Annotated in this window: 31 protein-coding genes; 29 read left to right on the top strand and 2 right to left on the bottom strand. The window is 65.4% G+C overall.

The window, feature by feature from the left end:
• The first annotated feature begins 1 nt into the window (after nt 1).
• The 6 genes from METUNV1_RS08795 to METUNV1_RS08770 all read left to right on the top strand — a co-directional run bounded on the left by METUNV1_RS08795 (nt 2) and on the right by METUNV1_RS08770 (nt 5,445).
• A complete protein-coding gene (locus METUNV1_RS08795) occupies nt 2-1,354 on the top strand; it encodes an ABC transporter permease subunit (RefSeq protein WP_008060906.1) in 1,353 nt (450 codons plus the stop codon).
• Nucleotides 1,354-2,217 carry an ABC transporter ATP-binding protein gene (locus METUNV1_RS08790; protein WP_020164173.1) on the top strand — a complete coding sequence of 288 codons (864 nt, stop codon included), beginning with the start codon at nt 1,354-1,356 and terminating at the stop codon, nt 2,215-2,217. Before METUNV1_RS08795 ends, METUNV1_RS08790 begins: the two co-directional genes overlap by 1 nt.
• A gap of 3 nt (nt 2,218-2,220) precedes the next feature.
• Nucleotides 2,221-3,042, top strand: a complete 822-nt coding sequence (locus tag METUNV1_RS08785) for an ABC transporter permease (RefSeq protein WP_008060904.1) — start codon at nt 2,221-2,223, stop codon at nt 3,040-3,042.
• 11 nt (nt 3,043-3,053) lie between these two features.
• Complete coding sequence (locus tag METUNV1_RS08780; protein ID WP_232416226.1) at nt 3,054-3,947, top strand: ABC transporter ATP-binding protein; 894 nt, start codon at nt 3,054-3,056, stop codon at nt 3,945-3,947.
• 168 nt (nt 3,948-4,115) lie between these two features.
• The gene (locus tag METUNV1_RS08775) at nt 4,116-4,964 is read left to right on the top strand and encodes an amidohydrolase family protein (RefSeq protein WP_008060902.1); all 849 of its coding nucleotides are present in this window, start codon (nt 4,116-4,118) and stop codon (nt 4,962-4,964) included.
• A gap of 22 nt (nt 4,965-4,986) precedes the next feature.
• On the top strand, nt 4,987-5,445 hold the full coding sequence (locus tag METUNV1_RS08770; RefSeq protein WP_043359443.1) for a GNAT family N-acetyltransferase: 459 nt from the start codon (nt 4,987-4,989) through the stop codon (nt 5,443-5,445).
• A gap of 119 nt (nt 5,446-5,564) precedes the next feature.
• Here the strand turns inward: METUNV1_RS08770 and METUNV1_RS08765 are convergent, their stop codons facing one another.
• On the bottom strand, nt 5,565-6,149 hold the full coding sequence (locus METUNV1_RS08765) for a TetR/AcrR family transcriptional regulator (protein WP_043359441.1): 585 nt from the start codon (nt 6,147-6,149) through the stop codon (nt 5,565-5,567).
• Between the two features lie 245 nt (nt 6,150-6,394).
• Here METUNV1_RS08765 and soxC point away from each other — a divergent pair, with 245 nt between their 5' ends.
• The gene (soxC, locus tag METUNV1_RS08760; protein WP_232416227.1) at nt 6,395-7,705 is read left to right on the top strand and encodes a sulfite dehydrogenase; all 1,311 of its coding nucleotides are present in this window, start codon (nt 6,395-6,397) and stop codon (nt 7,703-7,705) included.
• Nucleotides 7,692-8,318, top strand: a complete 627-nt coding sequence (locus METUNV1_RS08755; protein WP_232416228.1) for a c-type cytochrome — start codon at nt 7,692-7,694, stop codon at nt 8,316-8,318. The genes soxC and METUNV1_RS08755 overlap by 14 nt, the downstream gene beginning before the upstream one ends.
• A 767-nt stretch (nt 8,319-9,085) precedes the next feature.
• On the opposite strand, the gene METUNV1_RS08750 is transcribed toward METUNV1_RS08755, so the two are convergent.
• On the bottom strand, nt 9,086-10,012 hold the full coding sequence (locus METUNV1_RS08750; protein WP_008060891.1) for a helix-turn-helix domain-containing protein: 927 nt from the start codon (nt 10,010-10,012) through the stop codon (nt 9,086-9,088).
• Between the two features lie 101 nt (nt 10,013-10,113).
• On the opposite strand from METUNV1_RS08750, the gene METUNV1_RS08745 reads away from it, so the two are divergent.
• From METUNV1_RS08745 to METUNV1_RS08645, 21 genes are all read left to right on the top strand, one after another.
• Nucleotides 10,114-10,494 (top strand): helix-turn-helix domain-containing protein, encoded by a 381-nt coding sequence (locus METUNV1_RS08745; protein ID WP_008060889.1) that lies wholly within the window; start codon nt 10,114-10,116, stop codon nt 10,492-10,494.
• A 2-nt stretch (nt 10,495-10,496) separates the two neighbouring features.
• On the top strand, nt 10,497-10,937 hold the full coding sequence (locus METUNV1_RS08740) for a hypothetical protein (protein ID WP_008060886.1): 441 nt from the start codon (nt 10,497-10,499) through the stop codon (nt 10,935-10,937).
• Nucleotides 10,934-13,147 (top strand): Mu transposase C-terminal domain-containing protein, encoded by a 2,214-nt coding sequence (locus tag METUNV1_RS08735; RefSeq protein WP_008060884.1) that lies wholly within the window; start codon nt 10,934-10,936, stop codon nt 13,145-13,147. The genes METUNV1_RS08740 and METUNV1_RS08735 overlap by 4 nt, the downstream gene beginning before the upstream one ends.
• Before the next feature lie 57 nt (nt 13,148-13,204).
• Complete coding sequence (locus METUNV1_RS08730; RefSeq protein WP_008060882.1) at nt 13,205-13,939, top strand: AAA family ATPase; 735 nt, start codon at nt 13,205-13,207, stop codon at nt 13,937-13,939.
• Nucleotides 13,939-14,292 (top strand): VVA0879 family protein, encoded by a 354-nt coding sequence (locus METUNV1_RS08725; RefSeq protein ID WP_008060881.1) that lies wholly within the window; start codon nt 13,939-13,941, stop codon nt 14,290-14,292. The genes METUNV1_RS08730 and METUNV1_RS08725 overlap by 1 nt, the downstream gene beginning before the upstream one ends.
• The gene (locus METUNV1_RS08720) at nt 14,289-14,753 is read left to right on the top strand and encodes a hypothetical protein (RefSeq protein ID WP_008060880.1); all 465 of its coding nucleotides are present in this window, start codon (nt 14,289-14,291) and stop codon (nt 14,751-14,753) included. Before METUNV1_RS08725 ends, METUNV1_RS08720 begins: the two co-directional genes overlap by 4 nt.
• Nucleotides 14,753-15,049, top strand: a complete 297-nt coding sequence (locus METUNV1_RS08715; RefSeq protein WP_008060879.1) for a hypothetical protein — start codon at nt 14,753-14,755, stop codon at nt 15,047-15,049. The genes METUNV1_RS08720 and METUNV1_RS08715 overlap by 1 nt, the downstream gene beginning before the upstream one ends.
• A complete protein-coding gene (locus tag METUNV1_RS08710) occupies nt 15,046-15,321 on the top strand; it encodes a hypothetical protein (protein WP_008060878.1) in 276 nt (91 codons plus the stop codon). The genes METUNV1_RS08715 and METUNV1_RS08710 overlap by 4 nt, the downstream gene beginning before the upstream one ends.
• Nucleotides 15,318-15,941, top strand: coding sequence for a hypothetical protein (locus METUNV1_RS08705; RefSeq protein WP_008060877.1), 624 nt, complete (start codon nt 15,318-15,320; stop codon nt 15,939-15,941). Before METUNV1_RS08710 ends, METUNV1_RS08705 begins: the two co-directional genes overlap by 4 nt.
• On the top strand, nt 15,938-16,270 hold the full coding sequence (locus tag METUNV1_RS08700; protein WP_008060876.1) for a hypothetical protein: 333 nt from the start codon (nt 15,938-15,940) through the stop codon (nt 16,268-16,270). The genes METUNV1_RS08705 and METUNV1_RS08700 overlap by 4 nt, the downstream gene beginning before the upstream one ends.
• A complete protein-coding gene (locus METUNV1_RS08695) occupies nt 16,267-16,554 on the top strand; it encodes a hypothetical protein (protein ID WP_008060870.1) in 288 nt (95 codons plus the stop codon). Before METUNV1_RS08700 ends, METUNV1_RS08695 begins: the two co-directional genes overlap by 4 nt.
• Nucleotides 16,551-17,309: a hypothetical protein gene (locus tag METUNV1_RS08690; protein ID WP_008060860.1), complete on the top strand. Its 759-nt coding sequence runs from the start codon at nt 16,551-16,553 to the stop codon at nt 17,307-17,309. Before METUNV1_RS08695 ends, METUNV1_RS08690 begins: the two co-directional genes overlap by 4 nt.
• Complete coding sequence (locus METUNV1_RS08685; RefSeq protein ID WP_008060857.1) at nt 17,306-17,908, top strand: host-nuclease inhibitor Gam family protein; 603 nt, start codon at nt 17,306-17,308, stop codon at nt 17,906-17,908. Before METUNV1_RS08690 ends, METUNV1_RS08685 begins: the two co-directional genes overlap by 4 nt.
• Nucleotides 17,909-17,938: 30 nt before the next feature.
• Nucleotides 17,939-18,178 carry a hypothetical protein gene (locus tag METUNV1_RS08680; protein WP_008060855.1) on the top strand — a complete coding sequence of 80 codons (240 nt, stop codon included), beginning with the start codon at nt 17,939-17,941 and terminating at the stop codon, nt 18,176-18,178.
• Between the two features lie 2 nt (nt 18,179-18,180).
• The gene (locus METUNV1_RS08675; protein ID WP_008060853.1) at nt 18,181-18,459 is read left to right on the top strand and encodes an HU family DNA-binding protein; all 279 of its coding nucleotides are present in this window, start codon (nt 18,181-18,183) and stop codon (nt 18,457-18,459) included.
• A 169-nt stretch (nt 18,460-18,628) separates the two neighbouring features.
• Nucleotides 18,629-19,192, top strand: coding sequence for a phage protein GemA/Gp16 family protein (locus tag METUNV1_RS08670; RefSeq protein WP_008060852.1), 564 nt, complete (start codon nt 18,629-18,631; stop codon nt 19,190-19,192).
• 1 nt (nt 19,193) lies between these two features.
• Nucleotides 19,194-19,619 carry a Mor transcription activator family protein gene (locus tag METUNV1_RS08665; protein ID WP_008060850.1) on the top strand — a complete coding sequence of 142 codons (426 nt, stop codon included), beginning with the start codon at nt 19,194-19,196 and terminating at the stop codon, nt 19,617-19,619.
• 27 nt (nt 19,620-19,646) lie between these two features.
• Nucleotides 19,647-20,186 (top strand): hypothetical protein, encoded by a 540-nt coding sequence (locus METUNV1_RS08660; RefSeq protein ID WP_008060848.1) that lies wholly within the window; start codon nt 19,647-19,649, stop codon nt 20,184-20,186.
• Nucleotides 20,187-20,245: 59 nt separating this feature from the next.
• Complete coding sequence (locus METUNV1_RS08655; RefSeq protein WP_008060846.1) at nt 20,246-20,875, top strand: N-acetylmuramoyl-L-alanine amidase; 630 nt, start codon at nt 20,246-20,248, stop codon at nt 20,873-20,875.
• A complete protein-coding gene (locus tag METUNV1_RS08650) occupies nt 20,875-21,099 on the top strand; it encodes a DUF7940 domain-containing protein (RefSeq protein WP_008060844.1) in 225 nt (74 codons plus the stop codon). The genes METUNV1_RS08655 and METUNV1_RS08650 overlap by 1 nt, the downstream gene beginning before the upstream one ends.
• Nucleotides 21,096-21,683, top strand: a complete 588-nt coding sequence (locus tag METUNV1_RS08645) for a hypothetical protein (protein WP_008060843.1) — start codon at nt 21,096-21,098, stop codon at nt 21,681-21,683. Before METUNV1_RS08650 ends, METUNV1_RS08645 begins: the two co-directional genes overlap by 4 nt.
• Nucleotides 21,684-21,758: the final 75 nt, after the last annotated feature.

The raw sequence follows: 21,758 nt of genomic DNA, 5'->3' as shown, positions 1-21,758 counted from the left end.
CATGGAACAAGTCGAACGCTTGCTGAAGCGGACCTTGCCCTTCCAGGTGGTGTCGCCGGAAACGCTGGACGGCATTGCCGAGATCTCGAGACATGAGGTCTTCAAGGCGGGGCAGGTCATCTACGGGGCCGGACAGCCGGCCGAAGAGGTCTACGTGCTGGTTTCGGGCCGGGTTGCGCACCGGATCGATCCGGACATCAAGGCGCGTGTGCATGAGAAGGAGCTGCAGGTCGGCGACGTCTTCGGCTGGGCCGCGATACTCGAGGGCGAGAAGGTGCGGCTTGCCGATGTCGCCTGCATCGAGGCGGCCGAGGTCCTGAAGATCGACGGCGCTCGCCTGCTTGAACTTCTGCGCAAGGACGTCAATTTCGGCGAGGCGGCGCTGAAGAGCTTCTCCCAGCTCATCAGCCAGCAGTACTACCTGCCGCCGTCCGTATCCGAGCGCGTGCCGACCACGCTGTCCAAGGTGGGCGACACGCGCACGCCCGCCTCGAACGAGGCCGAACCGCAGACGGCGTCGGCATGGACCCTGACCATGTACCGGGCGAGCGCGTGGCTGAAGAGCCCCGATCCCTACCTGATGATGGTGGGCTTCGCGCTGATGCTGGGCTTCTGGTACCTGACCGTGGAGGTGCTCAAGCTGCCCCGCTTCGAGGATCTGCCCGGCCTGACCACCGTCGTGAAGGAGTGGTTCGCCGAGGACCCGGTCTATGGCATGTCCATCTACACGGCCGAGTACTACCAGCACATCTGGGTAAGCATACGGCGCGTGGCCATCGCCTTCCTGCTGGCGACGGTGCTCGGGGTGCCGCTGGGTCTGTTTCTAGGCTGGTCGCGCAGTTTCCGCGAATACGTGTTCCCGGTATTCGAACTGCTCCGCCCGATACCGATCCTCGCCTGGGTGCCCCTGGCCATCATTATGTTCTCCGGCAGCGAGACGCCGGTCATCTTCCTCACCTTCCTCGCGTCCTTCTTTGCGACCGCACTCAACACGATGCTGGGGGTGGAGTCGATCGACGAGTCCTACACGCGCGCCGCAGCCTGTCTTGGTGCGAACCGCTGGCAGGTATTCAAGGAAGTGATCGTGCCCGGATCCATGCCCTACGTCTTTACCGGGCTGCAGATCTCGGTCGGTGTCGCGTGGTTCTCGCTGGTAGCCGGTGAGATGGTGTCCGGACAGTACGGACTGGGCTACGTGATCAACACGTCCTACACGATGGTCAGATACCCCACCATCATCATCGGCATGGTGACCCTCGGCATCGTCGGCTACACGACGAGTGCGATGGTGCGGGTGGCCGGCAACTACATGATGCAGTGGCGTCTGCGTGAAATGGCTCTGGGAGGTCGATGATGAGTGCTGTGCTTGAGAAGGTACGTACGCAGGGCAACGAGGCGCGCTACGGAGCGATCCGGATCGACGACGTGGTCAAGATCTACGACCCGGAAGGTGCCGCCGTAATGGCTGTCGATCACTGCACGCTGGACATCAAGGCAGGCGAGATCTGCATGATCGTCGGCCCGTCCGGCTGCGGAAAGACGTCGCTGCTGAACGCGATTGCAGGCTTCCATGACATCACTTCGGGCGCCATCTACATGGACGGCGAAATGCTCTGCGGTCCTGGCAAGCCGAAGGCCGACCCGGGTGCCGACCGCATCGTGGTGTTCCAGAACGGCGCGCTGTTCCCCTGGAAGACGAATCTCGAGAACGTCGCTTTCGGTCCGATGATGCAGGGCAAGCTGAGCAAGAAGGAAATCATCGAGAAGGCGCGCAGCATGATGGCGGATGCCGGCCTCAGCGGCACCGAGCATAACTACCCGGGCGAGGTGTCGTCGGGTCTGCGGCGGCGGGTCGAAATCGTGCGCGCGCTGATGAACGACCCGAAGGTGCTGCTGTTCGACGAGCCCTACCGGGCGCTCGATTCGCTCACCCGCTCGGTGATGCACGAGTCGCTGCTCGACATCTACTACAAGAACAAGGTCACCATCTTCTTCATTACCCACGACCTGGAAGAGGCGATCTTCCTCGGCCACAAGCTGGTGATCATGACGACGCGGCCATGCCGCCCGAAGAAGGTGCTCGAGGTCGACATACCGCATCCGCGGGATTACAGCGTGCTGACCAGCCCGCGTTTTCGCGAACTGCTCGAGGAAACCGCGTCGGTCGTGCATGAAGAGGCGCGAAAGTCCTTCGCCTCTGGCGAGAAGGAGGGCTGAACGATGAACATGAAGAAGATACGGCGCTCGCTGTTCAGCCGGACGACCTTGCGCGCCATCGTGTCGATCACCGTCTTCCTGATTCTGTGGGAGGCGGGTTCGCGGTCGAAGGAATGGGCCGGCTTCACCATGCCCTGGATCGGACTTGTGCCACCGCCGACCAGCGTTCTTGCGGTGTGGTGGGACCTGCTGGGTGATACCGGCTACTGGCAGAGCTGGTATCTGAGCCTGATGCGGGTGCTGAGCGGCTTCGTCGCGGCGATGGTGATCGGCATTCCGCTTGGCCTTCTGATGGCGGTCAGCCGGACTTTCAATTCGATCACCTTCCCGTCGTTCGAGATCCTGCGTCCGATCCCGCCACTGGCGTGGGTGCCGGTCGCCATCATCTTCTGGCCGACCGAAGAGCTGTCGATCGCGTTCGTCACCTTCCTCGGCGCCTTCTTCACCGTGGTGATCAACGTACTGGGCGGCGCGCGGTCGATCGACATGCGCTTCTATCAGTCGGCGCAGGCCATGGGGTCGTCGCAGTGGGACATCTTCAAGCGCATCGTATTGCCGGCGACCGTGCCGTCCATCGTGGTGGGCTCGTCCGTAGGCATGGGCATCACCTGGAACGTGGTGGTGGCCGCCGAGATGATTTCCGGCGGCGGTGGCGGCGGAGGTTCGGGTGGCGGGCTCGGCTTCTTCATCTGGAACTCCTACGTCGGCGGATCGTATGAGCAGATCGTCATCGGAATGATCAGCATCGGCATCGCCGGCTACGCCTGCAGCGAGCTTCTGCGCGGCATCGGCGGTTTCTTCACACCCTGGCTCAGAACACGGTAAGGAGGCGGATCATGGCAAGTGCACAACACGGCGCGATGGCGCCGATCACCAGCAAGATATCGATCAGTGCCGGGGAGATGGTCGTCAGCAACGTGTGCAAGTCCTACGGCACCGGGCTGTTCGAGAAGAAGGTGGTGAAGGACTGTTCGTTCAGCGTCGAGCGGGGCAAGCTCACCGTGATGATCGGTCCGTCCGGCTGCGGCAAGAGCACCCTGATCAAGCTGCTCGCAGGTTTCGAGAAGCCGACCAGCGGCAGCATCCTGCTGAATGGCAAGCCGGTCACCGGGCCGGGCAGGGACCGGCTGGTGGTGTTCCAGGAGTCGGCGCTCTTCCCGTGGATGACGTCCTACGACAACATCATGTACGGACCGATCGCCCGGGGTGAGAACGACCAGAAGGCGCGCGATCTCGCCGAGTTCCTGCTCGACAAGGTGGGCCTGCGCGACTTCCGCAGCAAGTACCCGATGCAGCTGTCGGGTGGCATGCAGCGGCGGGCGGAACTCGCGCGCGCGATGATCAACAACCCGGAGGTGATGATCCTCGACGAACCTTTCCGCGGCCTGGACGCGATGTCGAAGGAACTGATGTGGGAGTACTACTCGGCGCTGTACGAGGAGTCCCGCCGCACCACCTTCTTCGTCACCACCGACATCGATGAGGCGCTGTTCCTGGCCGACCGCCTGATCATCATGAGCAACATCCCGACCCGGGTGAGGGCCACCATCGAGGTGGACATTCCGCGGCCGCGCAAGCTGGCCGATTTCTTCCTCGGCGACCGCGCCAACGAAGTGAAGATGACCGCACTGTCCCTGCTGCACGAGGAGGCGATGAAGTCCTTCTCCGGCGGCAGCAAGGCGGCTGCCGACTTCGTCGAATCCTACGCAAGGAGATCACAGAGGGCGTGACGCGTCGCGCCGTACGGCGCGCGCCTCCAGACCCTGACGGGCGTGCCGGCCGGCACGCGCGCAGGGAGCGCTCGCGCCAAAGAAACGCGGGGTCGCCTTGCGGCGCCTCCGCGCAACAGCCGGACGGGGCATTGCCCCACTCTCAACGACTCAATACAGGTGGACACCATGACCCAGACCGTGATCGACATGCGCAGCAGACCTTCCTACCTGCACGATTTCTATGGCAAGACGCCGGACACCCCCTCATTCGAGGTGGTGAAGTGGCTCAACCGCCGAACCGGATCCCAGGACGAACTGCATTTCACCCGCTCCAAGAACGCCAGTGCTTTCGTCAAGGAGATCCGGGCCGCCGGAATTACGCAGGCGGTGGTGGTCGGCCGCGACACGCCGGGGATCAAGCACTCGAACGACGAAATCAAGGCGATGGTGTCGGAACACAAGGAGCTGGTGGGCATCGGCTCGGTCGATCCGCACGCCAGCGGCATCAAGGCGGCAACCGACGAGATCGAACGCGCGGTGAGGCAGCTCGGCCTGAAGGGGATCAACATCGAGCCCGGCTTCTGCAATCCTCAGGTGGCCGCCGATGATGCACAGCTCTATCCGGTATACGAGGCCTGCCAGGCGCTCGGCGTGCCGGTGACCATCATGTCGGGCCCGACTACGCCGCGCTTCGAACTGACCGATCCGGCGTCGATCGGGCGCGTGGCGAAAAACTTCCCGCAGCTGAAGATCGTCTGCTACCACGGCTTCTGGCCGTACGTGAACGAGATGATCGGCATCGCCTTCCGCTGGGACAACGTGTTCGTCGTCGCGGACATGTACATCTTCCTGCCCGGCGGTTCGCTGTATGTCGAAGCCGCCAACGGCTTCATGCAGGACCAGCTGCTGTTCGGCAGTTCGTATCCGTTCAGGGCAATGGGGCAGTCGGTCGAGGACTACCGCACGCTTGGTTTCAAGGCGTCGGTCATCGACAAGGTGATGGGCGGCAACGCAAAGCAGGTTCTGGGGCTTTGAGTCCATGGGCGAGGAGAAGGCAATGCACGCAGTCGGTCAGACCCTGTCGATACGACGGGCCGTCGATGAGGACATCGAATGGCTGCTCGAGATGTATACATCGCTCGACTTCTCGCCCGAACCGTCCATGCCGCTCGCGGATGCCCGGGCACGCTTCCGGCGGATCGACGAAAGCGTCGGCTACCGGGTGTATGTGGCCGAATGTGACGGGGTGCGAGTAGGGACATTCGCGCTCATCCTCATCGACGGGCTGGCGCATGGCGGGCGACCACATGCGCTGGTCGAGGACGTGGTGGTCGCGCCCGGACACCGCGGGCGTGGTGTCGGCCAGTCGATGATGCGTTTCGCGATGGATCGCTGCGCAGAGGCGAAGTGCTACAAACTTGCACTGTCCAGCCACCTGAGACGTGAGAAGGCGCATCAGTTCTACGAAGTGCTGGGATTCGAACGCCACGGCTACAGTTTCATGGTCACGTTCTGAAGGACCCTGCATGCAATGAGAGTCTGCCGCCGTTCCGGGTAGGGCGGATCACCCTGCGCAGAGTCGTTCAGCGGCGGGCACTGCTGCAGTGCACGGTGACGCGGAAAGTCCCGGGCAGGTCAGCCGATTGCGAGCATGCGCAGCGCCATTTCATTGAATCGCTCGGAGATCGTCTCGGCGCCGAGCGAACCGTCGGGGCGCATCCAGAGATAGCTGTAGAAATACATTCCCAGCACGCCCTTCAGTACCACCGGATCATAGGGACGGAAAAGGCCTTGTTCGGCGCCTGAAATGAAGGCGTCCTTCCACACCCGCTCGTAGCGGGTATGCAGCGCGAGCACTTCGGCGCGACGGCTGTCGGTGAGTGACTGCACCTCCCGGAAGCACACGGTCAGCTCTGCCTGATGGGAGGCAATCATCGAGATCAGGTGCTGGCCCAGTATGCAGATGCGCTTTCGCGGGTCGGGCTCATGTTCGGCCGTGACCGCGAGGTCGTTCAGGTCGGCGATGTACTCGCGCGCGATGTCGTAAAGAAGATCGTCTTTGCTGCGGATGTGGTGGTAGAGCGCGCCGCGGCCGAGCTGAACAGCATTCTGGAGTTCGGCTATTCCCACTGCGTGATAGCCGCGCTCGGCAAAGAGGCGAGCGGCTACCTTGACGATGCGTGCGCGCTGCGAGCGGTCATCCTTCGTGTCTGCGCTCATGAGGACGGCCCCGGCGGGCCGGATTACGGAAACGGCCAAATCATAAATGACCCGTCGAGCCTTGCGCTCAAAGCATCGTGTCCTAAGTGGCGCATCGGGCGCGTCGGTCCGACCCCTTTCATCACGAGACAGCTACCGCTGACCCGAATCCCGAATCGATTGCTCCAGACAATCTACCCACGTACTATACCGACCGATCGGTACAGTTCCGGTCGTCCGATGTTCCAACTTGCCTGGAGGTCATCGTGGATCAGAAGAAAAACGGAGTACGTTTGGTCGCGGCCGCTCGAGCCGAACTCGCAGCTCACGGTTCAATGACACACGACCCGTCGCGACGGGCACTGCTGGCGAAGACGGCCGCCGTGGCGGTGAGCGGCGTGGCCGCGGTCGGCGCGGCGCGCGCGGAGCCGCTACCGGTTCCGGACTCGAACAAGTCGCTCGGACGTCCCTTGCCGCCAGAAGAGTACGGCATGCCATCGAAGTACGAATCGCACGTCAAACGACGGAGAACGGATGTTCTCGTCAACAAGCAGAACTATTCGGACTGGAGTTTCACGCCGCTGCATCAGCAACTGGGTACCGTCACCCCGACCGGGCTGATTTACGAAAGGCACCATAACGGCGTGCCGGACATCAACCCGGACCAGCATCGTTTCGCCATTCACGGCATGGTGCGCCAGCCGCTGGTCTTTTCGATGTCCGACCTGATGAAGTATCCGTCGGTGTCGCGCTTCCACTTCATGGAGTGCTCGGGCAACGGCCTGACCGACTGGCTGAAGCCGGCCGCCCGCACCGTGCAGCAGACCCACGGACTGCTGTCGTGCGCCCAGTGGACCGGCATCCCGGTGTCGACGCTGCTCGACGAGGCGGGCGTATCACCCTCGGCCACATGGGCGTTGGCAGAGGGCGGCGACGGTTCTGCCCACGCACGCAGCATTCCGATGAAGAAGCTGATGGAAGATGCGCTCATCGTCTATGCGGCGAACGGTGAGATGCTCAGACCGGAGAACGGTTACCCGCTCCGTCTGTTCATTCCGGGCTGGGAGGGCAACGTCAGCATCAAGTGGCTGCGCCGGCTCAAGCTGGGCGATCAGCCCTGGCACCTGCGCAGCGAAACCGCGCGCTACACCGACCCGATGCCGGACGGAAAGTGGCGCCAGTTCAGTTTCGAGATGGAGGCCAAGTCGGTCATTACTTCGCCGTCGGGCAGCATGAAGATCCGTCCGGGGCCGATCGAGATCGTCGGTTTCGCGTGGTCCGGCAAGGGGCGCGTACGCGCGGTAGACGTCACCCTCGACGGCGGTCGCACCTGGCGGGAAGCTCAGCTGGAGGGGCCGGTGATGGACAAGTGCCTGACGCGTTTCAGGCTGAGGTGGAACTGGACCGGTGAGCCGACGACGATCGCCAGTCGCTGTGTCGATTCCACCGGCTACGTGCAGCCGACGGTCGCGGACATCCAGAAGGTGCGCGCGATCACCGGTTTCGTGCAGCACCACAACGGCGTGTTTCCTTGGTCCATCAACGAAGCGGGGGAGGTGAAGAATGCGATCGCTTGAAACCGTGACGATGACCTTCGCAACCGCCGCGCTGCTGGCGGGGTGCGCTGGAAATGCGGCGAATCCGACGGCGTCTTCGCCACATGCCCGATCAATGATGCTCGGCACCCCGATCGTCGAAGCGGATATCTCCGCCTGGAATATCGATGTCCGGGGGCCGGACGGGCAGGGCCTGCCGCCCGGATCGGGCAACGCGCGGGCGGGGAAGGCACTGTTCGATGCGAAATGTGCTTCCTGTCATGGTGCAGCCGCTGCCGGTGGCCCGATGTTCGGCACGATGGTTGGCGGCATCGGCTCGTTCAAGACCGACAAGCGCCTGCTTACGCCGGGCAGCATGTATCCGTACGCACCGGCGCTGTTCGATTACATCCGCCGCGCCATGCCGTTGACCGCGCCGCAGTCCCTTAGCAATGACGAAACCTATGCGCTGACGGCGTATCTGCTCCACCTCAACGGACTGTCTGGCGAGGACGCCGAAATGAACGCGACCAGCCTCGCAGCGATCCGCATGCCGAATCGTGATGGGTTCATCGTCGACGACCGACCGGATACGAACGCTGTCCGTTGCATGCAGGACTGCAGGCCGCTTCGAACGAGTGTTCCAGCGCCGTGAGGCCGTTAGGGGCGGGTGCTTCCAGAGGTCGCGTCGGGCGGTGATCAGAGGTCTGGCTGTAGAAGCTGAGCGCGTATTGTCCGGTCGGCGCCGGGATGCTCTCTACTCCGCTGCCGAAAGAGGCCTTCGGGCCCGGTCGCTTGCATCTGCTGGGCCGGATTCAATCGACCGGGCTTACATTGCCGGGGTTTCCCGGGCTGAAAGCCCTGCGGGGGGCAAGTGTCGGGAACCGGGTCCATCCTTGACCATCCTCTCACTGGTCGCCTCAGGATACGGTCTCGACTGAAAAAAAGGATGGCGGAGCGGACGGGGGCGTGCAACGGAACGCATCGCCTCCAGGACTGAAAAGTTCTCCGAGTAGGGCATAGGGGACACGGCGCGTCCCTGTACTGAACACATGTAGCGTCAGGGCGGAGAAAGGAGGAAAGTCGGCGGGTGTTACTGTGGGGAGGTGATCGATTTGACACTGCCCGTAAGCCGCGCGAAGCCAGGCGAAACCCAATGCGGAGGCGGATGTTGAGCAAATGAGCCCGCGACGGGCCAATTGCACGGATTGCGCGAGAGCCGCATAAATTTGCACCCGATTTGTCACCACCGTGATCAGGGATCGGTGCGTTGTGAGCGTGCAGCGGCCACATCGTCAGCGCGTCTGTCCGAACGGCAGTGCGAAACCGGCACTCGTAGAGCGCCATCGCTGCCATCTCAACCTTGTCCATCGCACGCACCGCAACGAAATACCTGTGGGGCGCGCATTGTCGCGGCTTAGGCTATCCGGCTGAGCGCGTTAACCCTTTTGTCTGGTCATCAGGCTGTAACCCAATCTGGCGGCAGATGTCAGCGATTGCAGCCGCTTCTTCCGCAGGACCGGTCACCGGCGCTCCGTTCTCTACTTGGGACCGCCAAACACCGCGCAAAACGGCGGTGAGCAGGTTGAGCACCGGTCTATCCGCCGTCGGATCGTCCTGGCTGTACAGCTCTGCTACGACTGATGCGGCCGTAGGCCGATCCATCAGATTCTGTTCGAGAGCCGGCCGTACTGCGGCCAGGTAGCGTGCAAGCGAGGCGCGGTTGATGGCCACCACCTCCGGTTGGTCGATCAGCGTGCTCGCTTCCGCCGCACGCCGCTTCACGGCTTCCGCTGGCGGGGTGGAATACGCCAACCGCACCGGAGCGTTCTCCCAGCGATGGCGCCATCGAAGCGCTGCGGTCGCCCAGACTCGCAAATCCTCGACGGTGATGGTGGGCAGCTGCTCTCGCAACACTTCTGAGGCTGAGGTTTCACCCTTGTTGTAGGCGCGGACGAATCGGTCCGCATCTGCGAAAGCGTCAACCGATACAAGCTGTTCCCAGGTCAAGTCCGACAAGGCGAGTTTCACCACCTGCCACTGGGCTTCGTCCTGCTGCGCATCCAGCAAGCGTTCCCGAGCCAGATCGGCGGCCAGCATTGGGCCTTCGCCAGCCAGCAGCCAGGCCAGATTCAGCCCAAGTTCATGCAGCCCGCGCAGAACGGCAGCTCCAGGCAATGTCTTGCCCGATTCGTTGTCCTGAATCCCGCGCTTCGAGGCTCCTAAGGTCTTAGCAAGTACGTCTTGCGAGAGACGTAGGTGCTGACGGAAGTCTCGCAGGCGAGTGCCCACGCCCTGCTTGACGCTTTCCAGATCCAAAGCGTCAACGGTGGTCTGTGGTTCGCTCATGCGTTGACGCTTCCATAAGTCACTAATAACTAAGTATTTTCAGCTCTAGTGGCACGGAAAAGCGTCAACCCAAGCGTCAACCGACACGCGCAGTTGTTGACATGGCACGTTTTAACGTGCGTAATGCACACATCAACAGCACGCGCACCGGTTACATGGAACGTATTTCCGTGCCTAAAAAAGCCAGTCAGAGGTCCGACTGGCATCCTGCAGACATCGTGGCCGCCCTTCGCAAGGCGGGCTGGACTGTCCGGGCTCTGGCGATTCATTACGACATCGCACCCACAGGCCTATCTCGCGCCATGCGCGAGAGCAGTCCGGCCGGGGAGCGGCGTATCGCCAAGGCCCTCAACCTGCACCCGAAGACCATCTGGCCGTCGCGTTATCACGCCGACGGTTCCCGGAAGCTTCAGGGCATCCACGCCATACAGTCTACTCGCGACCTCCGCGGGCGCAATGGCAATACCGCGGCACAGGTCTAGACATGCGCCGCGACACGATCACTGCCGACTTGTTCGAGGCCTATGAGGTACCGACACCGCGTGCTGCGCTGCCCGGTGCGCTGGCCTTCGGCGCGGTCATCCGCGGGCTGATCTCCGAGGCGATCAAGGCGTCTCCGCTTTCGCGCGCGGCAATCGCAGTACGCATGAGCGAGCTGACCGGGCAGGACATTACCGTCCACATGATCAACGCCTGGACGGCGGAAAGTCGGGCCGAGTGGCGTTTCCCGCTCGAATACCTCCCGGCGTTCGAGGAGGCGACCGCCACCCATGCCATTACAGCGTGGCTCGCAGATGTGCGTGGTGGTCAGCTGTTGGTGGGGCGTGAGGCGTTGAATGCCGAGATCGGCCGGCTTGAGCGCATGCGCGATGCGGCAGCCCACAGACTGAAGCAACTGAAGCGCTTTGCGGGAGACGGGGAATGAAAGCCGTCACCGTGAAAGACCTGGTCGATGCACTGGGCGTCTCGAAGCAGGCTGTCCTTGCGCGTGCTCAGCGCGAAGGCTGGCTGTTCGAGGAGCAGGCTGTGCGCGGCGGTCGCCAGCGTCTCTACTCACTTGAATCCATTCCTGAGCCTGTTCGCCGCCTGGTGGTGGCTGGTCGGCTGCAGGCGGTAGAACCGCGTCTCTGCACCACAGCATCCGCTGTGACCCCTTCGGCCGGTACTCCGGTGCCGGCCGCTTTTTCTTCCGAAGTCACGGTCACTGCTCCCGCTGACCTGACTGACACCCAGCGCGCCGCTCGCGATGCACGCGCTGCCGTGTTGGCCGCTATCCGCCGGCTGCAGGCTGATGCGAGCTGTACGCAGGAAGCCGCCATGACGGCACTCCTGACTCACGCACGCGCAGGCCGACTCGATGCGGTGATCGACAAGATGCTGCGGTCGGCACGAGACAGCCGGGGCCGAAAAGGTGATGCGTACCCCTCTGTGCGTACGCTGAAGCGCTGGCTGTCGGTCCGCACTGCCAGCGAGCTGGCCCCGAAGCTGCCCGCCGCCGATATGCGTGTGCCGGCCTGGGCGGCGGACTTCATGGCGGAGTACCGCAAGCCTCAGAAGCCGTGCGTGACCGATGCTTATGCGCTCTTCGCCGCCAGATGGCCGGGCGTGTCCATTCACCAGGTGCGCCGGTTCCTCGAAAAGGTCGGGGCAGTTGAGCAGAACCGCGGCCGCATGCTGCCGCGCGAACTGAAGGCCTTGCGCCCCTTCGTGCGCCGCGACACCTCGAAGCTGCTGCCCGGCGATGTCTACACGGCGGACGGCCACACGTTCGACGCCGAGATTGAGCACCCCGACCACGGTCGCCCTTTCCGGCCCGAGGTCACCGCGATTGTCGACGTGGCCACCCGCCGCATGGTTGGCTGGTCCATAGGGCTCGCGGAAAGTACCTGGGCGGTGCTCGACGCACAGCGGCACGCTTTCACCACATGCGGCATCTGCTCGATCTTCTACGTCGATAACGGCGGCGGCTACGCCAACGCCTTCCAGGCCGACGAAGTCCTTGGCATGGCGGCTCGCATCGGCTACGAGATCCGCAACTCGCTGCCCTACAACTCCCAGGCACGTGGCCTGATGGAGCGCTCGCACCAGTCGGTATGGGTGACCGCCGCCCGATCGCTGCCGACCTACATGGGGTCGGGCATGGATCGCGAAGCCCGCCAGAAGGTGTTTCGCATCACCCGCGCTGCGATGAAAGCAGGTGGCCGCAGCGAACTGCTCATGGCCTTCCGCGACTTCGTCGCGTTCGCCGAAGCCCAGGCTGCTGCCTACAACGCACGTCCGCATTCAGCGCTGCCGCGCATCGTCGATACGGTCACCGGCAGGCGTCGCCACATGTCGCCGCTCGAAGCCTGGCAGGCCGCCCGGGATGAGGGCTGGCTGCCGGTGATGCCCGAGCCCGAGCAGGCGGCAGACATGTTCCGGCCGTACAAGTTGGCCGTCGTGCGACGTGGCGAGGTGCAGCTGCACAACCACCGCTATTTCTCGGCCGAGTTGGACGCACTCGACCTGCACGGCGAGAAGGTGCGCGTCGGCTACGACATCCACGACCCGTCGTCGGTGGTCATCCGCGACATGGACGGCCGTTACATCTGCACCGCCGAACTCGACGGTAACAAGCGCGGCTACTTCCCGCAGTCGGTCATCGAGCAGGCGCGCGACAAGCGCGCGGCCGGCCGCGAGCGCCGCCTGCAGGACAAGCTGGAAGAGGTGCGCGCCGAGCGCGACGCCGGGCGCGTGCTGGAGCACAGCGCAGGCACCGGCCTCTACGACCCGCTGCTCGACATCCCGGCCGTGCGCATCCCGGACGCCATCGAGTCGCCCGTCCAGCTCGAAGACGACACCGCCTCGCGCGCCCCTGAAGTCGTTCAGCTGCCCGGCACCGAATCGCGCCCGCGCTTCGGTCCGGATGACGACGCCGATCAGTACCGCTGGCTCTACCGCCACCCGCACGCGTGGGACGCCCTCGACGCCGAGTGGCTGCTCGGCTTCGTCGAGAGCTCGATGTACGAGGCGCTGCTGCCGCGGCTGGCTTACCAGGGCGTGGCCTGGACTGCGGAAATGGAAGAGAGGGCGCAGCGGGCGCTGCAAGGCGGCGCGAGCGCGCCGGAACAGGGTTTTGAGGTGGCCGCCGGTTGAGTTGCAGCTCAACCGACAGCCGATGCAACTGCACGTCGCAATCTGGAGGGTAGCACTTTGAAAAAGGCCTTTGTCGAAACCAAGAACGTCGAGCTGTTCCGTGCCGCCCTCAAGGCGGTGGAGCAGCGCGGTGCGCCGGAGGCGAGCTGGCTGCTCGTCGCCGGTGACCCGGCGTTGGGCAAAAGCACCACGGTGAAGAAGTGGGCTGCTGCAAACCGCGCCATCTACCTGCGCGCGAAAAAGATGTGGACGCCCAGCTTCTTCATCCGGGACCTCGCCGGCGAGCTGGGCGAGGACGAAGACGGATCGTTGAAGTCTGTTTTCGGACGCGTCATCGCGCGCATCGGGCATACCCAAGCCACGATCGTCATCGACGAAGTGCAGCACTGCCTGCACAGCGGCGCGGCTGTACTCGAAGAGCTGCGCGACATCACCGACACCACCGAAACGATGGCTGTGCTGGTCACCGGCGTCGAGCAGGTGCAGAGCCGCATCGGCAAGCACGCGCAGATCTCGTCGCGGATCGCCCGCGTGGTCGACTTCCGCCCCTCGACGGTGGAAGACATTGGCCTGATGTGCGCGCAGCTGTGCGAAGTGAATGTCGCGCCCGACGCGGTCGCGCTGGTGCATCAGCAGGCCCAGGGCCGCATGCGCCAGACCATGAACGCCCTGGTCGCCATCGAAGCCATTGCCCGCCGCAACAAGCTCGTCACCGTCACCGCCGCCGACCTGCAGGGCGTCGTGCTGGTGCAGGACTGGCGCGTGAAGCGCGTTGCGAAGGAGGCTGCGTGATGGCTGAACACCTCGTAATGCAGCACGCCGATTGGCTCGCAGAAGGCGAGCGCCGCTTCGGCTCTGATGCGATGCGTTGGCGCTTCGTGTGCCCCTCCTGCGGGCACGTCGCAAGTGTCCAGGACTGGCGTAACGCGGGCGCCCCCTCTGGAGCGGTCGCGTTCTCGTGCGTCGGCCGCTACACCGGCGCCGATCACTCGAATACGTTCAAACACGCGGGCGGGCCGTGCAACTACACGTCCGGTGGCCTGTTCGTCATCAATCGACTGTTCGTCATGACTGCCGACGGAAAGGAGACTCCGGTGTTCGAGTTCGCCGAGGTGGAGTCGGCTGGCGAAGGAGCGCGCGCATGATCGAGATCCGTGCCCGCGTCCGGTACACCACCGGCGCCTACATCGCCTCCGGCGGCGGCCTTCGCGCCAGCTGCGCTGTGTCGGCCAAGGCCGCGGTCGAGCGCCTGGCCGAGAAGCTCGCCGCACGCTTCGACCAGCCCACCTATGCCGACGTCGACTGGATCGAAGGCAGCGACTGGCAGGTGCTGCTCGATGACCGCGAGCACCTGATCGCCTACTGCTGGCACAACGGGGTGATCGAGTTCGGTGAGACGAAGCCGGAAGGCGCGCTGCATGTCGCAGAAGGCACGTCGTTCGAAGTCCGCGCCGCGATTCACGGCACAGCCACCCTCGCGCATGACGGCAAGACATGGCTGGTGCCCGGCGTGTTCGAGGCCAGCACCGACAAGGTCCGCCTGCAAGCGCTGATGAACTACCGCCAGTGGCTCATCGACCGCGCCAGCGTGAAAGGAGCTGCGTGATGGCTACCAAACCCGCATCGCTCGCCGTCATCACGTTCGACGGTTTTCATTCGTTCCTGCTGCCCGCTGATCGTGCGTTGAAGGTGGCGGCGCTGATGGAGGGCGCTGTCACCGTCGAGCTGGACTTTACGAGCCGCAACTTCGCTCGCGACGAGTGGCTGGCCAAGGGTGAAGTGCAGGTCGCCTACAAGACAGTGAAGGCAGATGCTGTGAAACACCCCAACGGTGATCGATCGACCGCGCCGAGCGGTCGTCGCCGCCGGGCTGCAGGCGTGAGCGAGGAAGGCGACCAATGATCGGCCGCTACGTCCTCCCCAGTGATGTGCCGTCCGTGCAGCACAAAGGCTGCATCTCTGCCGCCGACGGCAACCACTACTGCTTTGGCCTCACGCTCCGCGGTGAGCCGGTCATCGTCGGCCAGGCGATGGACAGAACCCTGCTGATCACCTGGCCCGAGCTCGTGGCGCTGGCGATCGCGCAGGGCATCGACACGGCCGACCAGGCCACGGTCGACGCCGCGCAGGCCGCCATCGACAAGGCGGCCGCCCGGCCGGCGGAGGGCTCATGAGCTGGACAGCCCAACGCGTGCTCGAAGCGGCCCGCACCGCGCAGCCCGGCGACTGCCTGCGCGAGACCGATCTCGCGCAGCGCGCCGGCCTCACCGACAAGCAATGCGAGAACGCCTGCCGCGTGCTGGTGCGTCGCGGCCTGCTGTCGCGCCGAGTGGCCGGCTGTCACACCCTCACCACCGAAGGGCGCGCCGCGCTCGACGATGGCCGGCGCATCGCCAGCGGCCCGCAGCACCCGCACGTGGCCGGGCGGCGCATCTTGCGCGCCGAGACAGCCCGCGACCGCATGTGGTCGGCGCTGCGCATCGAAGGCAAGGCCACGCTCGACGATCTGGTGATGCTGGTCGCCCAGGGCGACGAAGCCGACCTGAAGAACAACCTCGCCAAGTACATGCGTCTGCTGGAGCGCGCCGGCTATGTGCGGCGCCTCCGGGTTAAGGAGGCGCCGATGCGCGTCACCAGTAACGGCTGCGTCCGCTGGGCGCTGATGCCGGACCGAAACACCGGCCCGATCGCACCCCGGCCGGTGCCGAAGCGCCGCGCGCTGTACGACGGCAACCATGAACGCGACTACCCGCTCGACGGCAGTGGCTGGGAACGTGGGGAGGGGCGGCCATGACGCCCGAAGCCCGCGCACTGTTCGATCGCGCCCTGGGTGAGCACGGCGCTGTCGAGGTAGCCCGCCGTCTCGGCTACCGCAACCACACCATCGTGAGCCTGATCGCCGCCGGAAAGTACCAGGCGAACACCGACCGCTTTGGCGCCAAGGTGCTCGCCGCCTTCGGTGTCGTGCGCTGCCCGCACCTGGGTGGCGAAATCCCCCGTGCCGACTGCGCCGGCCATGCGCTGCGCAGCGTGCCCACCAGCAGCCCGGAAAAGCTGCGCCACTGGGTGGCCTGCCAGGCCTGCCCGCACAAGCCCGCCGCCCCCGCAAAGGAGTCCGCATGAAGCACGAACGCATCACTGCAACCACGGCCGCAGACCAGCTGATGATCGACGCCCTGGCGCCGCCGCCGCGCCTCATCGCCACGCTGGCCGACCTGTGCATGGTAGCCGTGCTGGCCTTCGGCACCGGCATCCTGGTGATGGACATGGCCACCGCCCGCCAGATCGAGCGCTGGGTCGAGCGCGGTGGCGACCTCTCCATCGCCGGCTACACCCTGGTGTGCGAACTGCCGCTCACCAATGGCTGCCACGCGCGGCCGGTCGGCCCGAACGAGGTGCGGCCATGAAGAAGGCTGCCGGATCCTTCGCGAATCAACTGACCGAACTGGCCAGCGCCTGCGTGCCGCTGCACGAGTGGGTCGCCGAGCAGCTTGCGGAGGGTGAGTGCTCGGTCTCCTGGCTGAAGGACGCCTGCCCGCGAGCCGGCGTGTCACACGAAGACATCCGTCGAGCCGGCGATCTGCTGGTCAGTGAGAAGCGGGCCGTCGCCGTCTTCGATGAGGTCGCCAAGCACTGGCGCTACAGCCTCGCCGCCAAGCCGGTCACCCGCGTAGCCGAGGCAAAGGGCTACGCCACCCGCGCCGATCTGCGTGCTGCAGTGCTCGCCTACATACGCGCCGCGGCCGAGCCGCCCACGGCCTCGCAGATCGCTCTCGCGCTCGACGCGCCATCCGCGCTGGTCAGCCAGTGCATCAACCACCTGAAGAACGGCCAACACCTGATCCGTCCGATACCGGCGATCAAGGGCACCCACCTGCGCTACGTGGTCACCGACACCCAGGGCGCCGAAGCGGCTGAACCTGCCGAGGCTGCCGAGCCAGCGTCGCCCCCTGTTGCGGTCGCCGTGACCTCCACGCCGGTGGCGTCCTCGCACGGTATGGCGCCCGTGTTCGCGCTCGACTCGACCGGCCGCCTGGTCATCGACGAAGACGGCAGACAGATCGAACTCAACCCGGCCGCCGCGCTCGCGCTGGCCGATTTCACCGCCCGCGTCCGTCCGGCCATTGAGGCCGCGCTCGCAAACCACGGAGTACCCGCATGAAGACCACCCCCGAACTTGCCGCCATCCGCGACGCCGCCCAGGTGCTCGCCGCCCGCCATCGCGTGCTCACCGACCTCGCCGCTGCCCAGCAGGCGCAGATCGCGCAGGCCATCGAGCCCATCACCCGCCAATTCCGCGGCGCCATCGACGCCGCTGCGGCCGAAGAAGCCGAGGCGCTGGCCGAACTGCAGGCGCTGGTCGAAGCCGCACCCGCGCTGTTCGTGAAGCCGCGGTCGATCACCGTCGACGGCGTGAAAGCTGGCTTCCGAAAGGAAGAAGACAGCCTCGACTGGAACGACGAAGCCGCCGTCATCGCCCGCATCGAGAACCTGCTGCCCGAGTCGGCCGATCTGCTCATCCGCACCGAAACCACGCTGGTGAAAGACGCCCTCGGCCAGCTGAGCGACGCCCACCTGCAGCGCATCGGCGTGCGCAAGGTGCTGGGCGCCGACAAGGCCTTTGTCGCCATCGGCGAGTCCGACCTCGACAAGCTGGTGAAAACCATTCTCGCCGATGCGGCGCGCCGCCAGGGCGACGACGAGCCGGCGAAGAAGGCCGGCAAGACCAAGGTCAAGGCCAAGGCCGCCGCCTCGGCCTGACCCCATCCGCCCCCACCCGAGGAGTCCGTCATGTACCGCACGTTCGAGCAGCTGCCCGCCTACCTCATCGTCGTATCGCTGGCCATGGCCGGGCTCAAGGTGTCGGGGCATATCCCCGAACTCACGTGGGCCGTCGTCGTTGCCCCAGCGCTGGCCCTGCCGGCGCTGGTGTGTGTCGTCGTGCTCGCGTTCGCACTGGCCATCTGGCTCGTCAGCCTGGTGGCCGCCGTCCGCAGCTTCTTCCGTACCACCACCACCCCCCAGGAGTAACCATGAACCAAGCAGAAACCATCCGCACCGTCGCCGAAGTCGCCGAAGTGCCCAAGGCCCAGGTGAAGCACATCCTTGAAACGCTGGGCGAGGTCATCAAGGCCAACCTCACCAGCAATGGCGACGAAGTCGCGCTCCCCGGTGCCGGCAAGCTCAAGGCCAGCCTGCGCGCCGGCCGCACCGGCCGCAACCCGCAGACCGGCCAGGAGGTGCAGATTCCGGCCGCCCTGACGGTCAAGTTCAGTGCCACCAAGGCGCTGAAGGACGCCATCAACGCCTGAGCGCGGGCCAAGAACCAAGCGCCGCCGCCCACGCATCGGCGCTTGCTCCTTGATCCACGCATCTCACGCCGACCGACTGGAGGACACCGTGAAAGCCCCTGTTTCCAGAGTGACGCCGCAACTCGCCGCACGTCGCAAGGCCGTGCATGCCGCCTGCCGACAGCTCGGCATGGACGACGACGCCCGCCGCGACTTCATGCACGCGCACGCCGGCGTGCGGTCCACCAACGACCTCGATCTGCACGGCTGCCAGCGCGTGCTCGACGCCGCCCGCAAGGTCGGCGCCACCCGCCCGGCGCCGGAGAAGTACGTCGGTCGCCACCCCGGCTACCCGGAAACCTGCCGCCGCGGCTGCGGGGCGTTGCTGGAGAAGGTCGAGGCGCTGCTCGCCGACATGAAACTGCCCTGGGCCTACGCCACCGCCACGCTCCGGCAGATGCACAGGAACATGCGGCTGGAGTGGGCCACCGCCCGGCAACTGCACGACCTCGTCGCCGCGCTCGTCGTTGAGCAGAAGAAACGCCACATGCTCGAAGCCGTTACGTCGCTGGCCCGCGCACTTGGCCGCACCGACAGCGACCTGAACGCCCTCGCGCGCTGGCTCGCGCCGGTGTCCCGGCCGCTGACACCGAAGTGGCAGCGTGACCTGCGCTACCTGGAGGCGATGGCGGAAACGCTGTCGGGCGAATGGGCCGCGCGCCAGGCGGCCGCGCGGGCGGCGGAGGCTGCCTGAAATGAGTTTGCCGCAGACAGTCATTGATCTCGTCGAGCTGCTCGGCCACGAGGCCACCATGCGCCTTGTGGACGCCTTCGGCGGCCTCGAAATCGAAGTGCCCAGCGGGAAGACCATAGGCAAAGTGGAAGGCCCGCTGACCGCGCAGATCATCCAGGCGATCGGCGGAGGCCTTGCGGCCCGGTTCATGGCTACCTATGGCGGCGAGCCGCTGTACATACCGCGCTGCGTTCAGGCCATCCGCGACGAGCGCGACCGCGCCATCCAGGCCGACTACGATGCGGGCACCCGCGTGCCGGACATCGCCCGCAAGTACATGATCAGCGAGCGCTGGGTGTGGGTCGTGCTAAAGCGCTCGATCTCGGGGGCAGTGCCGGGTCGGCGGGTGGATGACAATCAGTTGGACATGTTTGGCGGAGCCAGCTGATAATTTCGCGCCTACAGGGAGCACATCATGAATGGACAGATCGCCCTCATCATATTCGGCGCCGCATTCGTAACGCTTGTGCTCGCCGGGCGTGGCTTGTCGTTCATCGGCCGGTTCGGCGGCGCGTTTGTTGGGGCAGCAGCCCTTACCGGCGTACTGTCGTTTGCGTTTGGCTATCTCGCGAAGGCCGCAACGGACCCTCTCGGTGCCTCCCGCTCCATCCCGAAGGATCTGAAGGCAGCAGGCCTCGACAGCGGCGCGCAGTGGTCACCAGAGCAATCAGCCATGGCCGCTCGCATCACCCACGCGACACTGCTGCGGGTCGAACAGGAGCTTTCCGCCGCCGACCGTATCGGAGATCCGGCGGCCGCCCTTGCCGCCATGGATCATCTTCGCCCGCTCTTCGAGGGCTGGGGAAATCAGGACTCGAATCAGAACGCGGCGCCGCATCGCGCGTGTCGGCTCGCGATGGGGCATCTTGCCGACGGCGCGATTGCTGTCGTTCGAGGCGCTCGTTGGTATGATCGCGACCGCTACAAAGCAGCTGTCGATCTCTGCGGCAAGTAGCTGACCGCCTGAATCCCTTCACCCCATAGCAGTGTTCATTCCCCGCGCATTCTGCGCGCATGGACACGCGCACCGCAGCCTCTTCCCCCGCCCGCAACGCTGAGCCCGTCGAAACCGGCATCAACCGGCCGATCACGCTCATCGTCATCCACTGCAGCGCCACACCTAACGAGCGCACGCTGTTCAGCGGCAGCGGGCGCGAACTGCGCACCCCGGTCGATGAGATCGACAAGTGGCACTTCGACCGCGGCTTCCTGCGCGGAGCCGCCGCCGCGCAGCGCTTCAACCCCAGTCTGCGTTCAATCGGCTACCACTATGTGATCGCGCGCAACGGCGGCCTCTTCACCGGCCGTCACCCGGAAGAGGTGGGCGCGCATGTGGCGGGCTACAACCGCAACAGCCTGGGCGTGTGCCTCATCGGTACCGACAGCTACACGCCGGCGCAGTGGGCCACGCTGGCCGACTGTCTGCCGCGCTGGTGCACCGCGCACCGCGTGGAGCGTCGCTTCGCTACGCCGGCATGGCGCGAGGGCGTGTGTGGTCATCGCGATCTGAGCCCGGACAAGAACGGCGACGGCCTGATCACCCCCAACGAGTTCATCAAGCGCTGCCCCGGCTTCAGCGTGGCCGACTGGCTGCGCGGCGGCATGGCGCCGCTCGAAGGCCATATCTCCCCGGAGGTGCGCTGATGAAAATCGGCCCGGTCCGCCTGCAACCGATCGAAGACTGGCGGCGCTGCTGGCGGCTGCTGTCGGTGCAGCTCGCTGCGCTGCTGGCCGTGCTCGACACGGCGTATGACTACCTGCCAGCGGTGCAGCATTACCTGCCCGAAGGCTGGGTGCGCTGGCTGGCGCTGGCGATCATCGCCGGGCGCGTCATCCAGCAGACCAGCGTCGGGCGGAGCGGCCTGTGAGCACCCGTCTCCAGCTGCTGGCCTTCGTGCTACTGGTCGGCGCCATGGTGGCGCTGCTGGCCACCAGCGAGTGGCGCGGCGCAGGCGGCGCTCACACGCCGCTTCGCGCCGGCCACGATGTTGCCGTTGCCGCGCCGACCGCACCGGAGGCGACGGGCGTCGAGTGGATCGTGCCGCCGCGCCCGGTGCGCACCCGGCCCGCCAGTGCCAAATCCGCCGCGAAGCTTCCCGCCGCTGTGCAGGAAAGCGCCGCCGCGGTGGTGCTGGAATCCGCGCGCATCGCCCCCAGCGAGCGCACCCAGGTGGTCACGGCAGTGCTCGATACCGGCAGCGGAGAGACCACGCAATACGTCGTGGCAGAGCCGCTGCCGTGGCTCGACACCACGGTACGCAGCGACGCAGGCATCTACGTCGGCCTCAAGCGAGCAGAGCCGACCGTCCGAGTGCAGGCGCGCGCCCAGTTCGCCCAGGTGAAAGCGGTGCGGCTGGGCGCGATCGCCAGCGCCGACTGGCCCCTGAACGGCGAACGCCCGGGCGTCCAGAGCGAGGTGTTCGTCGGCGTCGGAGGGTGGGTGCAATGGTGATTCCGTAACGACTTCTTCAGCGGCTCCGCCGCCGCCATCGCCGGCCCAGTGGCGTCGTTACGCCGGCAGCCAGTC

The sequence above is a fragment of the Methyloversatilis universalis FAM5 genome, from assembly GCF_000214035.2.
GTDB lineage: Bacteria > Pseudomonadota > Gammaproteobacteria > Burkholderiales > Rhodocyclaceae > Methyloversatilis > Methyloversatilis universalis.
Note: the sequence above shows the minus strand (reverse complement) of the source record. Positions and strands in the feature narration are given on the sequence as shown.

What these genes read in the sequence shown, in the direction of transcription:
- METUNV1_RS08775 (WP_008060902.1), top strand. Translation starts at nt 4,116, where the DNA reads ATGACCCAGACCGTGATCGACATGCGCAGCAGACCTTCCTACCTGCAC.
- METUNV1_RS08720 (WP_008060880.1), top strand. Translation starts at nt 14,289, where the DNA reads ATGATCGAGATCCGTGCCCGCGTCCGGTACACCACCGGCGCCTACATC.
- METUNV1_RS08695 (WP_008060870.1), top strand. Translation starts at nt 16,267, where the DNA reads ATGAAGCACGAACGCATCACTGCAACCACGGCCGCAGACCAGCTGATG.
- METUNV1_RS08680 (WP_008060855.1), top strand. Translation starts at nt 17,939, where the DNA reads ATGTACCGCACGTTCGAGCAGCTGCCCGCCTACCTCATCGTCGTATCG.
- METUNV1_RS08715 (WP_008060879.1), top strand. Translation starts at nt 14,753, where the DNA reads ATGGCTACCAAACCCGCATCGCTCGCCGTCATCACGTTCGACGGTTTT.
- METUNV1_RS08675 (WP_008060853.1), top strand. Translation starts at nt 18,181, where the DNA reads ATGAACCAAGCAGAAACCATCCGCACCGTCGCCGAAGTCGCCGAAGTG.
- METUNV1_RS08785 (WP_008060904.1), top strand. Translation starts at nt 2,221, where the DNA reads ATGAACATGAAGAAGATACGGCGCTCGCTGTTCAGCCGGACGACCTTG.
- METUNV1_RS08660 (WP_008060848.1), top strand. Translation starts at nt 19,647, where the DNA reads ATGAATGGACAGATCGCCCTCATCATATTCGGCGCCGCATTCGTAACG.
- METUNV1_RS08790 (WP_020164173.1), top strand. Translation starts at nt 1,354, where the DNA reads ATGAGTGCTGTGCTTGAGAAGGTACGTACGCAGGGCAACGAGGCGCGC.
- METUNV1_RS08665 (WP_008060850.1), top strand. Translation starts at nt 19,194, where the DNA reads ATGAGTTTGCCGCAGACAGTCATTGATCTCGTCGAGCTGCTCGGCCAC.
- METUNV1_RS08755 (WP_232416228.1), top strand. Translation starts at nt 7,692, where the DNA reads ATGCGATCGCTTGAAACCGTGACGATGACCTTCGCAACCGCCGCGCTG.
- METUNV1_RS08795 (WP_008060906.1), top strand. Translation starts at nt 2, where the DNA reads ATGGAACAAGTCGAACGCTTGCTGAAGCGGACCTTGCCCTTCCAGGTG.
- METUNV1_RS08780 (WP_232416226.1), top strand. Translation starts at nt 3,054, where the DNA reads ATGGCAAGTGCACAACACGGCGCGATGGCGCCGATCACCAGCAAGATA.
- METUNV1_RS08765 (WP_043359441.1), bottom strand. Translation starts at nt 6,149, where the DNA reads ATGAGCGCAGACACGAAGGATGACCGCTCGCAGCGCGCACGCATCGTC.
- METUNV1_RS08750 (WP_008060891.1), bottom strand. Translation starts at nt 10,012, where the DNA reads ATGAGCGAACCACAGACCACCGTTGACGCTTTGGATCTGGAAAGCGTC.
- METUNV1_RS08725 (WP_008060881.1), top strand. Translation starts at nt 13,939, where the DNA reads ATGGCTGAACACCTCGTAATGCAGCACGCCGATTGGCTCGCAGAAGGC.
- METUNV1_RS08685 (WP_008060857.1), top strand. Translation starts at nt 17,306, where the DNA reads ATGAAGACCACCCCCGAACTTGCCGCCATCCGCGACGCCGCCCAGGTG.
- METUNV1_RS08705 (WP_008060877.1), top strand. Translation starts at nt 15,318, where the DNA reads ATGAGCTGGACAGCCCAACGCGTGCTCGAAGCGGCCCGCACCGCGCAG.
- METUNV1_RS08650 (WP_008060844.1), top strand. Translation starts at nt 20,875, where the DNA reads ATGAAAATCGGCCCGGTCCGCCTGCAACCGATCGAAGACTGGCGGCGC.
- METUNV1_RS08655 (WP_008060846.1), top strand. Translation starts at nt 20,246, where the DNA reads ATGGACACGCGCACCGCAGCCTCTTCCCCCGCCCGCAACGCTGAGCCC.
- METUNV1_RS08700 (WP_008060876.1), top strand. Translation starts at nt 15,938, where the DNA reads ATGACGCCCGAAGCCCGCGCACTGTTCGATCGCGCCCTGGGTGAGCAC.
- METUNV1_RS08770 (WP_043359443.1), top strand. Translation starts at nt 4,987, where the DNA reads ATGCACGCAGTCGGTCAGACCCTGTCGATACGACGGGCCGTCGATGAG.
- METUNV1_RS08710 (WP_008060878.1), top strand. Translation starts at nt 15,046, where the DNA reads ATGATCGGCCGCTACGTCCTCCCCAGTGATGTGCCGTCCGTGCAGCAC.
- METUNV1_RS08690 (WP_008060860.1), top strand. Translation starts at nt 16,551, where the DNA reads ATGAAGAAGGCTGCCGGATCCTTCGCGAATCAACTGACCGAACTGGCC.
- METUNV1_RS08745 (WP_008060889.1), top strand. Translation starts at nt 10,114, where the DNA reads ATGGCACGTTTTAACGTGCGTAATGCACACATCAACAGCACGCGCACC.
- METUNV1_RS08735 (WP_008060884.1), top strand. Translation starts at nt 10,934, where the DNA reads ATGAAAGCCGTCACCGTGAAAGACCTGGTCGATGCACTGGGCGTCTCG.
- METUNV1_RS08670 (WP_008060852.1), top strand. Translation starts at nt 18,629, where the DNA reads ATGGACGACGACGCCCGCCGCGACTTCATGCACGCGCACGCCGGCGTG.
- METUNV1_RS08740 (WP_008060886.1), top strand. Translation starts at nt 10,497, where the DNA reads ATGCGCCGCGACACGATCACTGCCGACTTGTTCGAGGCCTATGAGGTA.